At 64.2% G+C, this 14,728-nt stretch carries 11 protein-coding genes; 10 read left to right on the top strand and 1 reads right to left on the bottom strand.

Translation table 11 applies throughout. The annotated features are described in order from the left end of the window. The first annotated feature begins 82 nt into the window (after positions 1-82). The 3 genes from JF70_RS03195 (at position 83) to JF70_RS03205 (ending at position 3,283) form a co-directional block, all read left to right on the top strand. Positions 83-376, top strand: a complete 294-nt coding sequence (locus JF70_RS03195; protein WP_045935266.1) for a DUF4193 domain-containing protein — start codon at positions 83-85, stop codon at positions 374-376. Continuing rightward, a complete protein-coding gene (dut, locus tag JF70_RS03200) occupies positions 376-840 on the top strand; it encodes a dUTP diphosphatase (RefSeq protein WP_045935267.1) in 465 nt (154 codons plus the stop codon). The genes JF70_RS03195 and dut overlap by 1 nt, the downstream gene beginning before the upstream one ends. Positions 841-922: 82 nt before the next feature. Further along, positions 923-3,283: a RelA/SpoT family protein gene (locus JF70_RS03205; protein ID WP_231578826.1), complete on the top strand. Its 2,361-nt coding sequence runs from the start codon at positions 923-925 to the stop codon at positions 3,281-3,283. A gap of 205 nt (positions 3,284-3,488) precedes the next feature. On the opposite strand, the gene JF70_RS03210 is transcribed toward JF70_RS03205, so the two are convergent. Continuing rightward, positions 3,489-5,033, bottom strand: coding sequence for a DUF349 domain-containing protein (locus tag JF70_RS03210; RefSeq protein ID WP_045935268.1), 1,545 nt, complete (start codon positions 5,031-5,033; stop codon positions 3,489-3,491). 84 nt (positions 5,034-5,117) lie between these two features. Between JF70_RS03210 and hisS the strand changes: the two genes are divergently transcribed. From hisS to JF70_RS03245, 7 genes are all read left to right on the top strand, one after another. Continuing rightward, complete coding sequence (gene hisS, locus JF70_RS03215; RefSeq protein ID WP_045935269.1) at positions 5,118-6,503, top strand: histidine--tRNA ligase; 1,386 nt, start codon at positions 5,118-5,120, stop codon at positions 6,501-6,503. Between the two features lie 39 nt (positions 6,504-6,542). After that, positions 6,543-8,345: an aspartate--tRNA ligase gene (aspS, locus tag JF70_RS03220; RefSeq protein ID WP_045935270.1), complete on the top strand. Its 1,803-nt coding sequence runs from the start codon at positions 6,543-6,545 to the stop codon at positions 8,343-8,345. Between the two features lie 161 nt (positions 8,346-8,506). After that, entirely contained in the window at positions 8,507-9,322 is an 816-nt protein-coding gene (locus tag JF70_RS03225) for an amino acid ABC transporter ATP-binding protein (RefSeq protein WP_269420626.1), read from the top strand. A gap of 43 nt (positions 9,323-9,365) precedes the next feature. Then, entirely contained in the window at positions 9,366-10,196 is an 831-nt protein-coding gene (locus JF70_RS03230) for a glutamate ABC transporter substrate-binding protein (RefSeq protein WP_045936080.1), read from the top strand. A 1-nt stretch (position 10,197) separates the two neighbouring features. Further along, positions 10,198-10,875 carry an amino acid ABC transporter permease gene (locus JF70_RS03235; protein WP_024627819.1) on the top strand — a complete coding sequence of 226 codons (678 nt, stop codon included), beginning with the start codon at positions 10,198-10,200 and terminating at the stop codon, positions 10,873-10,875. Positions 10,876-10,881: 6 nt separating this feature from the next. Continuing rightward, a complete protein-coding gene (locus JF70_RS03240) occupies positions 10,882-12,045 on the top strand; it encodes an amino acid ABC transporter permease (protein WP_045935271.1) in 1,164 nt (387 codons plus the stop codon). A gap of 74 nt (positions 12,046-12,119) precedes the next feature. Then, entirely contained in the window at positions 12,120-14,723 is a 2,604-nt protein-coding gene (locus JF70_RS03245) for a DEAD/DEAH box helicase (RefSeq protein WP_045936081.1), read from the top strand. Positions 14,724-14,728 lie beyond the last annotated feature (5 nt).

Genomic DNA, 14,728 nt, shown 5'->3' on the forward strand with positions numbered 1-14,728 from the left:
AATCGTGTATCCTATGCGCAGTACATATCGTGCGAAATGACCGGCATACGAGGTGGCTGGTCGAACAAGGAAAGGGTACACGATGGCACAGGATTACGATACCCCGCGCGACAAGGACGAGGACGAGGAATCCCTGCAGGAGCTTGGCAAAAGCGGTCAGGATACCGGGGCTGACCTTGACGACGACGAGAACGCCATCGCCGAAGATTACGAGCTGCCTGGCGCCGACCTGAGCAATGAGGACTCTTCAGTGACTGTCATCCCCATGCAGGGCGATGAATTCATCTGCTCCAACTGCTTCCTGGTCAAGCACCGGAGCCAGCTGGCCTACACCACCCCCGACGGCAAACCCGTCTGCAAGGAGTGCGCCGCCTGATGGCCTATGACGAGTCCTACAACGAGCCTGAAACGGTCGAGGTCCTGTTCAAGTCCTTGGATGGGGCCGAGGTGCCGGAATACGCCATGCCCGGCGATGCAGGGGCCGATCTGCGGGCCAGGGTGGCTGTGGATCTGGCCCCCTTCCAGCGGGCGTTGGTGCCCACGGGAGTGGCCCTGGCCCTGCCCAACGGCTACGTCGGCCTGGTTCATCCGCGCTCGGGACTGGCGGTCAAAATGGGGGTGACCGTGCTCAACGCGCCCGGGACCATCGATGCCGGGTACCGGGGTGAAATCAAGGTGCCGCTGATCAACCTGGATCCGCATGAGTCGGTCCACTTCGAGCCGGGGGAGCGCATCGCCCAGCTGGTCATCCAGCGCTACGTGCAGGCACGCTTCGTGCCCGCCGAACGCCTGCCTGGCTCAGTGCGTTCGGATGGCGGATTCGGCTCGACCGGCCGCTGAGGCACCCTTGGACACGGGCGGCCTGAATGGGCCAGGCGCAAGTGTAGGATTGGTGCATTATATCTGGACATTGGAGGCTTGAATGGTCACTCAGGAGGGCAGCGTCTGCAGCAATGATGTCGGCGATCAGGTCCCTTCCGGCCTGTCCTCCAGAGCCTTGGGCTGCGAGGTCAGCGACGATCCGCTCAACCCCCTGATGCCCATCTGGGAGATTTGCTCCGTCCATCATCCCGGTGAGGATCTGTCCATGCTTAAGCGCGCCTATGACCGGGCCGTGGTTCAGCATGCCGACCAGAGGCGCAAGTCCGGCGAGCCCTACATCATCCATCCACTGGCTGTGGCCCAGATTCTGGCAGACCTGGGCATGGGGCCCACGGTGGTCTCGGCCGGTCTGCTGCATGACACGGTGGAGGACACCGATTACACCCTGGAGCAGTGCAGGGACGAGTTCGGCGACACAGTGGCCGGCCTGGTGGACGGGGTCACCAAAATATCCAAGATGGACTACGGTGATTCGGCCCAGGCCGAGACCATCCGCAAGATGATCGTGGCCATGAGCCGGGATGTGCGCGTCCTGGTCGTCAAGCTTGCCGACCGGGTCCACAACGCCCGCACCTGGCGCTACGTCAAGGCTTCATCGGCCCAGCGCAAGGCCCGCGAGACCCTGGACGTCTATGCGCCCCTTGCCAACCGTCTGGGCATGAACGCCATCAAGACCGAGCTGGAGGAGCTCAGCTTCAAGACCCTCTATCCCAAGATCTACAACGAGATCGTGGTCCTGGTCTCCCGCAGGGCCGGCCAGCGGGAGGTCTACCTGAAGCAGATCCTGGACGAGATCCACGAGGATCTGGACGCCCAGGGCATCAAGGCCCAGGTGACCGGGCGGCCCAAGGACTACTTCAGCATCTACCAGAAGATGATTGTGCGCGGGCACGATTTCGCCAACATCTACGACCTGGTCGGGGTGCGCATCATCGTGGACACCATCCGTGACTGCTATGCGGCCCTGGGCGCCGTCCATGCCCGCTGGAGCCCGGTGCCCGGGCGGTTCAAGGACTACATCGCCATGCCCAAGACCAACCGCTACCAGTCCCTGCACACCACGGTGGTGGGCCCGGGCGGCAAGCCGGTCGAGATTCAGATCCGCACCTGGCAGATGCACCGTCGTGCCGAATTCGGGATCGCCGCCCACTGGAAGTACAAGGAGAACGGTTCCGCCGGCCGCGAGCTCTCCCAGCCCGACAAGTCCGATGTCAAGCGTGAGCGCCAGGAGGGGGAGCTGAGCCAGGAGGACAACCTGACCTGGATCCAGCAGCTGGCCGACTGGACCAGCGAGACCCCGGACTCCAATGAGTTCCTGGGCTCCCTGAAGGACGATCTGGGTTCGGCCGAGGTCTACGTATTCACGCCCAAGGGCAAGATCATCTCCCTGCCGGCCGATTCCACGCCGGTGGACTTCGCCTATGCCGTCCACACCGAGGTGGGCCACAGAACCATGGGCGCGCGTGTCAACGGCCGTCTGGTCCCCTTGGACACCAAGCTGCGCAACGGGGACACGGTGGAGATCCTGACCAGCAAGTCGGACACCGATGGACCCTCGCGCGACTGGCTGAGCTTCGCCAAGAGCCCCCGTGCCCGCAGTAAGATCCGTCAGTGGTTCAGCAAGGAACGCCGTTCGGAGACCATCGAGGAGGGCAAGGACGAGCTGATCCGCGCCATGCGCAAACGGAACCTGCCCGTGGCCACCCTGCTGACCCCCGAAGCCATGGTGGGAGCCGCCGACGAACTCAACTATCCCAACGAGAAGGCGGTCTACGCCGCCATCGGCGACGGACAGGTCTCCACCCAGAACGTGATCTCGCGCCTGGTCCATGACGCCGGCCGGTCAGCCCTTGAGGACGAGGTTGAGCAGGAGGCCATTCCCCTGCAGCGGGTGGCCAAGTCCAGTCGGCCGGAGACCTCCCAGGGGATCTCGGTCAAGGGCGTGGACGATGTCTGGGTCAAGCTGGCCCGTTGCTGCACCCCAGTGCCGGGAGACCCCATCACCGGGTTCATCACCCGCAACCAGGGCGTTTCGGTCCACCGGTCCGACTGCCAGAACCTTCTGGAGCTGCGCAAGAAGCAGCCTGAACGGATCATCGAGGTCTCCTGGACGGGCAAACAGGGCACCTTCATGGTCCAGATCCAGGTGGAGGCCCTGGACCGGCCCCATCTGCTCTCGGACATCACCCAGGTGCTGTCCGACCACGGCGTCAATATCCTGTCGGGCAGCCAGTCCACAGGCCGGGACCGGGTGGCGGTCAGCCAGTTCGTCTTCGAGATGGGCGACCCCCAGCATCTGAATACCCTCCTGTCGGCCGTCAGGAAGATCGATGGGGTCTTCGACGCCTACCGGCTGACAGGAGCCAAGGGCTCGGCCAGTCCCCATATGCGGGCCATCTGACCTTCCCTCTCAGCCACCAATATGTCCGCTTACCCTCTGCACTCTTTCGACGGCATTCTTCCTGTTGTGCTGTCGAAGTGATCATTTGCTTCCAGCCTTGAAAATTCACTGGGCCACAGTCTGAAAGACTGCTGTGAACGGTGGTTACAGAAGGACCCCCGGTGGTCAATGACCAGGCCGGGGGCCCTGACGGAAACGGGTGCGATCAGCGCACGGCGTTCATCCATTGTTCCTTGGTGGCCTTCTCGGCCTCCAGTTCCTGCTTCTTGGCTGGATCCTGCTCGGCGGCGATCCGACGATCCAGGTCCTCAAGCTGGGCGGCCAGCTGCTGCTCGAAGCTGGAGACTCGGGCATCGGCCTCGGGGTCGGACTGGTTCCAGGCCGCATCCTCCACGGCCTTGATCTGCCGATCCACGGCATCCATCCTGCCCTCGATCCGGCGCACGTCGTCACGGGGGACGAAGCCGATGGCATCCCATTCCTCCTGGATCCTGGCCAGTTCCTGCCGGGCCTGTTTGGCGGCCTTGGTGTCCTTGACGGGCAGCAGGGCCTCGGCCTTGGCCACCAGGGCCTCCTTCTTGGTCAGGTTCTCGCGCTCGTTGACCGAGGTCTTGTCACGGTCGGCCTGACGGGCGTTGAAGAAGACATCCGCGGCCTGACGGAACCGAGCCCAGAGGGCGTCGTCATCCTGACGCCCCGCCCGTCCGGCCTGCTTCCAGCGGTCCATGAGCTCGTTGAACTGGCGAGAGGTGGGTCCCCAGTCGGTGGAGTCCTTGATCTGGTCGGCCTCGGCGATGATCTCCTCCTTGATCCGCTTGGTCTCGGACCGCTGGGCGTCACGCTGCTGGGCCCACTTGCGGTGTGCCTGGTTGAAGGTGGTGCGGGCGGAGGAGAAGCGCTTCCAGAGCGCGTCCGCGTCGGCCTTGTCGATGCGGATGGTGGTCCGCTGGTGGTGCTGCCACTGCTCGAAAAGTGAACGGAACTTGTCCGAGGTGGAACGCCAGTTAGTGGAGTCGCCCAGGGATGCGGCCAGTTCCTCGGCCTTCTCCACGATGGCGGTCCGCTCCTTGATGGCCTTGGCCATGGCGTCCTTGCGGGCCTGCGCCAGCTCAGCCTTGCGGGCCTGGCCCTGTTCGGCCAGCTGGTTCAGCTGCGTGCGCAGGGCGGCCAGGTCGCCCACGGCCTCAGGCTGGCTGGTCTCCTCCTTGAGTGAGGCTATGGACTCGTCGATCTCGTGGGCCTTGATCTTGGGGCTGCGCAGCCGGGTTGCGAAGAGGTTCAGCTTCTCCTTGAGGTCCAGGTATCGGCGGGCGTAGAGGTTCAGGGCCTCCTTGGCATCAGCGTTGGGGAACTGGCCTACCTGGCGCTCCTGGTCGCCCTCGTGGACGAAGACGTTGCCCTGCTCGTCCACCCGGCCAAAGGCTTCCGCCTTGTCGATCTCCTCCTGGCTGTAGGTGGGAGCGGCCGGAGCGGCCTTGACGTGAGGGGCCTTGTGGGCCAGAGCCGCAGGGGAGGGAACCGCCTTGGGCTTGGGCGCGGCAGGCGCTTCGGCAGTTGCAGGCTTTGGCTCAGCCGGTACCGGTGTGCTCTGTGTCTGCGCGTCCTCGGTTGAAGCGGTCTGTCCGGGGGCAGCCTGTTCCTGTCCGGCTTCGGGTGTCGTCGCAGCGGCGACCTGGCCCTCCGCGTCCGCGGTGTGTTCCTCCTGCGGTGTCGAGGTGTTCTCGGGTGTGATGGCGGTGTTGTCGGCCATGGCCAGCTCCTTAGGCTTGTGTGTTGGAGAGATCGCAAAATATGGCAATACCATTTTCCTTGACCTCCTATAGTATAGGTTCTTATGGCAAAAGGCACATCTCTATCCGGTTTCCCTGAATGGCTTCCTTCACAAAGAGTGGTGGAGCAGCGCATCATTGACACGCTTCGCAAGGTCTTTGAATTGAACGGCTACATCGGCATTGAGACCAGGGCCGTGGAAGAGGGCTCCAGCCTGCTCAAGAAGGGGGAGACCAGCAAGGAGATCTACCTGCTCTCCCGACTGCAGGACCTGGGGCAGGAGAAGGATGTGCCAGTCGAGCGCCGGCTGGGCCTGCATTTTGACCTGACCGTGCCGCTGAGCCGCTATGTGGTGGAGCACAGCAACGACTTGACCTTCCCCTTCAAGCGCTGGCAGATCCAGAAGGTCTGGCGGGGGGAGCGCCCCCAGGAGGGTCGGTTCAGGGAGTTCGTCCAGGCTGATATTGATGTGATCGGCAACGGGGAGCTGCCCGACCACTACGAGGTCGAGGTGCCCCTGGTCATGCTGAGCGCCTTGGAGCAGCTGCGGGCCTTCGGCCTGCCCAAGCCCACCGTGCACGCCAACAACCGCAAGCTCTCCGAGGGATTCTACCGGGGTCTGGGCTTGGAGGACGTGGAGGGTGTCCTGCGCGAGATCGACAAGCTGGACAAGATCGGCCCTGATGAGGTGGCCAACCTGCTGGTCGGTGAGTGCGGCGCCAACCAGGACCAGGCCAGGGCCTGCCTGGATCTGGCCGAGCTGACCGCCGACGATGGCAAGCAGCTGCGCCGGCGGTTCGACGCCCTGGTCGACAAGGTTGGCATCGACAAGCAGTCTCCTTCCTACGCTCTGGCCATCGAGGGGCTGGAGACGCTGGCCATGATCATCGACGAGGCCGCCCGCATCCGGCCAGGCTCGGTCATCGCCGACCTGAAGATCGCCCGCGGTCTGGATTACTACACCGGCTCGGTCTACGAGACCTTCCTGGAGGGGGCGCAGTCCCTGGGCTCCATCTGCTCCGGCGGTCGCTATGACAACCTGGCCAGCCAGGGCAACCGCACCTATCCCGGTGTGGGGCTGTCCATCGGGCTTTCACGCCTGCTCTCCTACCTGCTGGCCCAGGGGGTCCAGGCCTCCCGTGTCTCCCCGGCGGCGGTCATGGTCGCTGTCTGGGACGAGGAGGATCGCACCGCCAGCAACCACATCGCCCAGGACCTTCGGGCCAGGGGGATCGCCGCCGACGTGGCTCCCACCGCAGCCAAGATCGGCAAGCAGATCCGCTATGCCGACCACCTGGGGATCCCCTACGTCTGGTTCCCGGCCAAGGAGGGCCAGCAGGAGGGCGACCAGGTCAAGAACATCATTACCGGCGAGCAGATTCCGGCTGATCTGGTGTCGTGGACGCCGGATAGCCTGTATGCCCGGCAGAGTGTGGAATACCAGGCCTGACGCAGGGGCAGGCCGAGCATTATGGAGGTACAGGAAAGCATGGGCCAGTCGGCTTACAGAACGAGCTACGCCACGGATGTCACGCAGGATATGGTCGGTCGCCAGGTGACGGTGGCCGGATGGGTGGATCGCCGCCGGGATCACGGAGGCGTGGCCTTCATCGATCTGCGTGACCGCTCCGGTCTGGTCCAGATCGTCATCTACGACGAGGAAGAGGCCCGGCCCCTGCGCAGTGAGTACGTGATCCAGGTCACCGGCAAGGTTCGCGAACGCCCCGAGGGCAATGACAACGAGCACCTGTCCACCGGACACATCGAGATCGTGGCCGACAAGATCGAGGTTCTGGCCAAGTCGGCCGCCCTGCCCTTCCAGGTGTCCACTGCCCTGGAGAACGAGGCCGAGAACAAGCTGCCAGGCGAGGATGTACGGCTGCGCTACCGTTATCTGGACCTGCGTCGCCCCTCCATGCAGCACAACATCCGCCTGAGGGCCGCCATGAACAGGGCCGCCCGTGCCGCCCTGGACAAGATGGACTTCTGCGAGATCGAGACGCCGACCCTGATCAAGTCCACCCCCGAGGGCGCCCGCGACTTCCTGGTGCCTGCCCGCCTGGTGCCCGGATCCTGGTACGCCCTGCCGCAGTCCCCCCAGCTGCTCAAGCAGCTGCTGATGGTGGGCGGTTTCGAGCGTTACTACCAGATCGCCCGCTGCTACCGCGACGAGGACTTCCGTGCCGACAGGCAGCCCGAGTTCACCCAGCTGGACATCGAGATGAGCTTCGCCTCCCAGGAGGACGTCATGGCCATGGCCGAGCAGGTCATCGCCGAGGTCTGGAAGGCTGCGGGATTCGAGGTCACCCTGCCCATCCCCAGGATCAGCTGGCAGGAGGCCATGGACAAGTACGGCTCCGACAAGCCCGACCTGCGCTTCGGCAACCCCATCGTCGAGCTGACCGACTACTTCAAGGACACCCCCTTCCGGGTCTTCCAGGCCCCCTACGTGGGTGCCGTGGTCTACCAGGGCGCGGCCAACCTGCCCCGCCGGCAGTTCGATGCCTGGCAGGAGTGGGCCCGCCAGCGGGGTGCCAAGGGTCTGGCTTACGTCCAGTTCACCGGCGACGGCACCCTCAAGGGACCCGTGGCCAAGAACCTGTCCGATGCCGAACGCCAGGGCCTCAAGGAGGCTGTGGGCGCCTCGGACGGGGATGCCGTCTTCTTCGCAGCCGGACCCCGCGAGGCCTCGCAGACCCTGCTGGGTGCGGCCCGTGTGGAGATCGCCCGCCGCCAGGGGCTGCTCAAGCCCGACGAATTCGCCCTGACCTGGGTGGTGGACTTCCCGCTCTTCAAGCCCACCGACGACCCGGACGACGACGATGTGGCCGTGGGCCATTCCAAGTGGACCTCCATGCACCACCCCTTCACCATGCCCTCGGCCGACTGGATCGACCGCTTCGACAAGGATCCCGAGCACGCCATGAGCGACTCCTACGACATCGTCTGCAACGGCGAGGAGATGGGCGGCGGCTCGGTGCGTATCCACCGTGACGACATCCAGGACAGGATCTTCAAGGTGCTGGGCATCGGCCCCGAGGAGGCCCAGGAGAAGTTCGGCTTCCTGCTCGATGCCTTCAAGTACGGCGCTCCGCCCCACGCGGGCATTGCCTTCGGCTGGGACAGGACCGCACAGATCCTGACGGGGGCGGACTCCATCCGAGATGTCATCGCCTTCCCCAAGTCCGGCGGCGGCCAGGATCCCATGACCGGTGCTCCGGCTCCCATCTCCGACCAGCAACGCGCCGAGACCGGCGTGGACTGGGAGCCGGATCAGGAGGATGCCGACTGAGCGCATTCCGTCACTGATCGGCGAGAGACTACAAGGGCTGGAATCCTGCGGGGTTCCGGCCCTGATTGTTTAGGACCGTTTGTGCGTTTGGCCAGGCTCGGCTTTCCAAGAGAACCGTTTCTATGACCGTTCCGCAACAAAGGATGAGTAAACTGCCCAATATGAGCGAAACAACCAAGCATCCGTCGGAGCGGATTCTGCCGGAGAAACCGGCCTCGGATCGCCCCGTCAAGGACAAGTCCGGGCCGCTGGTCGAGCTGGCCCACGTCGAGAAGCATTTTGGCAGCCTGCACGTCCTCAAGGACATCAACCTGCAGGTCGACACCGGTGAGGTGCTGGTGGTGGTCGGACCCTCAGGCTCGGGCAAGTCCACCATGTGCCGGACCATCAATCGTCTGGAGTCCATCGACTCGGGTGTCATCAGGATCGAGGGGGAGCCCCTGCCCCAGGAGGGACGCGACCTGGCCCGGCTCAGGGCCGAGGTGGGCATGGTCTTCCAGTCCTTCAACCTGTTCGCCAACAAGACCATCCTGGAGAACATGACCCTGGCGCCCATCAAGGTGCGCCACATGCCCAAGAAGGATGCCGAGGACCTGGCCATGGACCTCCTGGCCCGGGTGGGCGTGGAATCCCAGGCCTCCAAGATGCCCTCCCAGCTCTCAGGCGGCCAGCAGCAGCGTGTGGCCATCGCCCGCGCCCTGGCCATGCAGCCCAAGGTCATGCTCTTCGACGAGCCCACTTCAGCGCTGGACCCGGAGATGGTCAACGAGGTGCTGGACGTCATGATCCAGCTGGCCCAGGAAGGCATGACCATGATCTGCGTGACCCACGAGATGGGCTTTGCCCGTCAGGCCGCCGACCATATCGTCTTCATGGCCGATGGGCGCATCCTGGAGAAGGACGACCCCGACGACTTCTTCGACCATCCCCAGACCCAGCGGGCCGCCGACTTCCTGTCCAAGATTCTGACCCACTGAAGCAGGAGGGAAGCATATCCGCATGAATGCAAGCATGCATGGCATGGGCCGGCCGCTGAAACGGCTGGCCAGGAATCTGACTGCAATCCTGTGTGCCCTGGGTTGCCTGGTCTCCCTGGCGGCCTGCGGTTCCGACAAGGAGGCAGGCAAGATCCGCGTGGGCATCAAGTTCGACCAGCCCGGCCTGGGCTTCAAAAAGGCCGGGACCTATGTGGGCTTCGACGTGGATGTGGCCACATACATCGCAGGAAAGCTGGGCTACAGCGCCGACGACATCGTCTGGAAGGAGGCCCCCTCCAAACAGCGTGAGGCCATGCTCCAGAACGGCGACGTGGACATGATCCTGGCCTCTTATTCAATAACCGACGAGCGCAAGCGGGCCGTCTCCTTCGCCGGACCCTACATTGTGGCCGGCCAGGACCTGCTGGTGCGCAAGGAGGACGATCATATCCGCGGGCCCGAGGACCTCAACGGCAAGCGGCTGTGCTCGGTGACCGGATCCACCTCGGCCGTCACCGTCAAGAAACGGTTCGCCAAGGAGGTCCAGCTGATGGAGCAGCCGGGCTATGCCGAATGCGCCACCGCCCTCTTCTCCGGCATCGTCGATGCAGTCACCACTGACGACATCATCCTGGCGGGGCTGGCCTCCGCCTCCCGTGGAAGGCTGCGGCTGGTGGGCAAGCCCTTCACCCAGGAGTACTACGGCGTGGGCATCAAGAAGGGCGATACCGAGTTGGCCCACAAGATCAACGCTGCTCTGGCTGAGATGGAAGCCAACGGCTCCTGGCAGCGGGCGTTGGAGAACAACACCCGGGGCACCCACTACAAACCCGATCCGCGCTACAACCCGCCCAAGCCCAAGGAAGGGGAGTGAGATGTCAACCATCATCGAACTGTTTTCCGACTACGACATCCCGGCGGCCTTCTGGGTCAATATCCAGCTGACCCTCTGGTCGGCCCTCTTCTCGCTGATCCTGGGCATCATCCTGGTGATCATGCGCATCTCGCCCATCTCCTCCCTGCGGGCCGTCGGCCGGGGGTATGTGGAGTTCTTCCAGAACATGCCTTTGACCATCATCATGGTCTTCATGGTCCTGGGGGCCTTCGCCCAGCTCAAGATCAGCTTCTCGCCGGAATTCTCCGTCAACTTCTTCTGGCTGGCGGTGACGGGCCTGTCCCTGTATACGGCGGCTTTCGTCTGTGAGTCCCTGCGCTCGGGCATCAACACAGTGCCTCTGGGCCAGGCCGAGGCGGCCCGTGCCCTGGGGTTGAGCTTCTTCCAGTCGGCCTCGCAGATCATTCTGCCCCAGGCCTTCCGTGGGTCGGTGGCGCCCCTGGGCAACACCTTCATCGCACTGCTGAAGAACTCCACCGTGGCTGCAGCGGCCTCCGTGGCCTCGGAGAGCTCCTCCCTGATGAGCGAGATGATCGAGTTCCACGCCAACGCCATCGTGGCCATCTTCCTGATCTTCGCCCTGGGATACGTGATCCTGGTGCTGCCCATCGGGGCGCTGACCACGTACCTGTCCAACAAGCTGGCAGTGAGGAGGTGAGCGGCCATGGCACAGGACAATGAGAGCTCGCTGCTCTTCGATCAGCCCGGTCCCAAGGGCCGGCGCACCATACGAATCGTCAACTGGATAGCCGCTGTCGTCTTCGCCATAGTGGTCATCCTGGTGCTGATGCGACTGCACAACCCCCCGGACGGTGAGAACCAGCTGAGCTGGGAGCTCTGGCGCCCGGCCCTGGACTATGAAGCCTGGTCGGACTTCTACCTGCCCGGACTATGGCTGACCATCAAGGCATCTGTGGTTGCTGTGATCGGCTCGGTCGTCTTTGGGTTCATCTTCGGCATAGGCCGTCTGTTGCCCAACGGGCTGGTCAGGGCGGTCTCAGGCGTCATCGTGGAGTTCTGCCGGGCCGTCCCGGTGCTGATGATGATGATCTTCTTCTGGCGCTGGTTCGCCTTTGCCGGAGTCAGTCAGGCCTCCTACTGGGCCGTCGTGCTGGGCCTGATCCTCTACAACGGCTCCGTGGTGGCCGAGCTGATACGTTCGGGCGTGGGCAACCTGCCCAATGGCCAGCGCGAGGCCTCCCTGGCCCTGGGACTGACCAGGACCCAATCGCTGATGCAGATCGAGGTTCCCCAGGCCGTCTATGCCATGTTGCCGGCGGCCGTGACCCAGCTGGTCGTGGTCCTCAAGGACACGGCCCTGGGCTCCATCATCATGTACACGGATCTGCTGCAGGAGTCCCGTCGTCTGGGCTCCATGTACTTCAACATCCTGCAGACCCTGGTGGTGGCCTCGGTGGTCTACTTCTTCGTCTGCTTCCTGCTGTCCCACTTCGCCCGCTGGCTGCCCAAGAAGATGCAGGAGCGCACCGCCGCCCCCGCCGACTTCGTGGAGCCGGCCGCGCCCGTGGCCATCATGGATCCCTCCAATGTCAACCAGATAGCCGTGGCCAAGGAGGTGGACGAGGACCGGTACGGCGGCGCGCCGTTGCAGTACCATGCACATCACCGTGGATCCAACGCCTCCATCCAGCACTGGAGGAAGACCCGCTACATCCAGGGCTATGACAGGACCCAGCCCGACACGCTGGTCGATCCACACAAGGCGAGCCTGGAGATTCCGGACTTCCTCAAGCCCGGCCGTGGCAGCCGCTCCGCTGGCGATCAGAAGGCCGAGGGCAAGAAGCAAGAGGGCAAAGACCAGGACTGACCGGTCCTCAGCTCCCATGATTCCAAGCCAGTCTCCGGCCGGACTTGTGTGCCTGGCTGGATAGACTGGTGGACATGGTCCAAGAACATGCTGATTCCTCAACCGCCTCAACCGACCGGCCTCCCTCCCTGGGCGACTTGGTCCCCGAGGCGGGAGGCCCCCGCAACCTGACCGAGGATCAGATCTACGACCGCTTCTTCTCCTGGGTGGCTTCCCGGGGCATCACCCCCTGGCCGCACCAGGAGGAGGCTGTCCTCTCCCTGGTTTCAGGCGACCATGTGATCCTGTCGACCCCGACCGGCTCGGGCAAGTCCATGGTGGCCCTGGCCATGCATTTCATCGCCCTGTGCACAGGGCGGCGCTCCTATTACACGGCTCCCATCAAGGCCCTGGTCTCCGAGAAGTTCTTCGACCTGGTCTCGGTTCTGGGTCGCGACCGTGTTGGCATGATCACCGGCGACACCCATATCAACACGGATGCCCCGGTCATCTGTTGCACGGCCGAGATCCTGGCCAACCAGGCGCTCAGAGAGGGTCGCCATGCCGATATCGGCTGTGTGGCCATGGATGAGTTCCACTATTACGGGGACCCGGATCGCGGCTGGGCCTGGCAGGTGCCCCTGCTGACCCTGCCCGATGTGCAGTTCCTGCTCATGTCGGCCACCCTGGGCGACGTGGATCAGATCGCCGTGGACCTGGAGCGCAAAACCGGGGTGGGTGTGGACATCGTCGCCGACGCCCCACGACCGGTGCCTCTGGATTACCGCTATGTGGACACCCCATTGCCCAACACTGTGGAGTCCTTGCTGGCCGATGGGGATTCGCCGGTCTACATTGTTCACTTCTCCCAGGATGCCGCCCTGGAGACGGCCCAGGCCCTGTCCAGCACTGGGGTCTCCGACCGGGGCCAGCGGGACCGGATCAAGGAGGCCATGGCCGGCACCCGCTTCACCACGGCCTTCGGTAGGATTCTGCAGCGGCTGTTGCGCACCGGGGTCGGGGTCCACCATGCGGGCATGCTGCCCAGGTATCGGCGTCTGGTGGAGCAGCTGGCCCAGGATGGCCTTCTGCCGGTCATCTGTGGCACGGACACCCTGGGGGTCGGCATCAATGTGCCCATCCACACGGTCCTGCTGACCGGGCTGACCAAGTTCGACGGCTACAGGATGCGTCGCCTGCGGGCTCGGGAATTCCACCAGATTGCTGGCAGGGCCGGGCGCATGGGTTTCGATACCAGCGGGCTGGTCGTGGCCGAGGCACCCGAATACGAGATTGAGAACGCCAGGGCCGTGGCCAAGGCGGGCAACGACCCCAAGAAGCTCAAGCGAATCAAACGCAAGAAGCCCCAGGAGGGGTTCGTCACCTGGGGCAAGGGGACCTTCGACAAGCTGATCGAGGCCCGTCCCGAGACCCTGACGCCGCACCTGAAGATCTCCCATGCTATGGTGCTCAACGAGGTCGACCAGGGCGGGGATGCCAGGAGGCGGGTCGAGGACCTGATCGAGGACTCCCGTCAGACCCCGCAGCAGAAGGAGCATCTGCAGGACCGGGCCGACGAGATATTCCAGACCCTGACCGACACCGGGGTCATCGAGACCGAACGGAACCCTGACGGCGGCCTGGACTACTTCACGACCGTGGACCTGCCCGAGGATTTCGCCCTGGACCAGCCCCTCTCGCCCTTCCTGCTGGCCGCCCTGGAGCTGCTGGATCCCGAGGACCCCGACTACGACATGAATCTGCTCTCCATGGTCGAGGCCACCCTGGAGGATCCCCGGCAGATTCTCAAGGCCCAGCAGCGGCAGGCCCGTGACGCGGCCATCCAGCAGATGAAGGAGGATGGCCTGGAGTACGAGGAACGGATGGAGCGTCTGCAGGAGGTGACCTGGCCCAAGCCCCTGGAGGAGCTGCTGGGGGAGGCCTTCGACCGCTACCGTCGGGATGTTCCCTGGGCCAACGACTATGAGATCCACCCCAAGTCCGTTCTGCGGGACATGATCGAGACGGCCTCGGACTTCAATGGCTACATCGCCCGCTACGGAATATCCCGGTCGGAGGGGACCCTGCTGCGATACCTGTCCGATGCCTATCGGGCGCTCAGCAGGACGGTCCCCGAAGAGTTCATGGATGAGCGGCTGGAGGACATCCTGGCCTGGTTGGGACTGATTGTGCGCTCGGTGGACTCCAGCCTGGTGGATGAGTGGGAGGCTGCGGGCAGGGCTGAAAATGGTGAAGTCGCAAGCGGCCTGGATGCCGCCCCGCCCAAGGTGGAGAACCAGGTGGTGACGGACCGGCGGGGACTGACCCTGCTGGTGCGCAACGCCATGTTCCAGCGGGTGGAGCTGGTTGCCGCCGACCGTCCGGAGGCCCTGGCCGACCTGGATGCGGACTGGGGCTACGGCCTGCGGGCCTGGAGCGACGCGCTGGATGACCTCTACGAGGACCATGAGCAGATTCTGACCGATGCCCAGGCCAGGTCCTCGGACTTCTTCAGCCTGGATGACCGGGACGAGCGCCAGGGGCACACCTGGTGGGTCCAACAGATCTTCGACGATGTCGAGGGCGAACGCGACTGGGGCATCGCAGGCATCGTGAATCTGGATGCCACCCAGGAGAGCGGCCAGGTGGTCTTCAAGGAATACCGGGTGGGTCCCATCGAGGAACTGATGGACCTCTAGCCCCG

Source organism: Bifidobacterium mellis (assembly GCF_000967265.1).
GTDB classification, from domain to species: Bacteria; Actinomycetota; Actinomycetes; order Actinomycetales; family Bifidobacteriaceae; genus Bombiscardovia; species Bombiscardovia mellis.

Bases quoted from the DNA above. Each gene is read 5' to 3' on its own strand.
- JF70_RS03195 (WP_045935266.1), top strand. From the start codon at position 83: ATGGCACAGGATTACGATACCCCGCGCGACAAGGACGAGGACGAGGAA.
- dut (WP_045935267.1), top strand. From the start codon at position 376: ATGGCCTATGACGAGTCCTACAACGAGCCTGAAACGGTCGAGGTCCTG.
- JF70_RS03205 (WP_231578826.1), top strand. From the start codon at position 923: ATGGTCACTCAGGAGGGCAGCGTCTGCAGCAATGATGTCGGCGATCAG.
- JF70_RS03210 (WP_045935268.1), bottom strand. From the start codon at position 5,033: ATGGCCGACAACACCGCCATCACACCCGAGAACACCTCGACACCGCAG.
- hisS (WP_045935269.1), top strand. From the start codon at position 5,118: ATGGCAAAAGGCACATCTCTATCCGGTTTCCCTGAATGGCTTCCTTCA.
- aspS (WP_045935270.1), top strand. From the start codon at position 6,543: ATGGGCCAGTCGGCTTACAGAACGAGCTACGCCACGGATGTCACGCAG.
- JF70_RS03225 (WP_269420626.1), top strand. From the start codon at position 8,507: ATGAGCGAAACAACCAAGCATCCGTCGGAGCGGATTCTGCCGGAGAAA.
- JF70_RS03230 (WP_045936080.1), top strand. From the start codon at position 9,366: ATGGGCCGGCCGCTGAAACGGCTGGCCAGGAATCTGACTGCAATCCTG.
- JF70_RS03235 (WP_024627819.1), top strand. From the start codon at position 10,198: ATGTCAACCATCATCGAACTGTTTTCCGACTACGACATCCCGGCGGCC.
- JF70_RS03240 (WP_045935271.1), top strand. From the start codon at position 10,882: ATGGCACAGGACAATGAGAGCTCGCTGCTCTTCGATCAGCCCGGTCCC.
- JF70_RS03245 (WP_045936081.1), top strand. From the start codon at position 12,120: ATGGTCCAAGAACATGCTGATTCCTCAACCGCCTCAACCGACCGGCCT.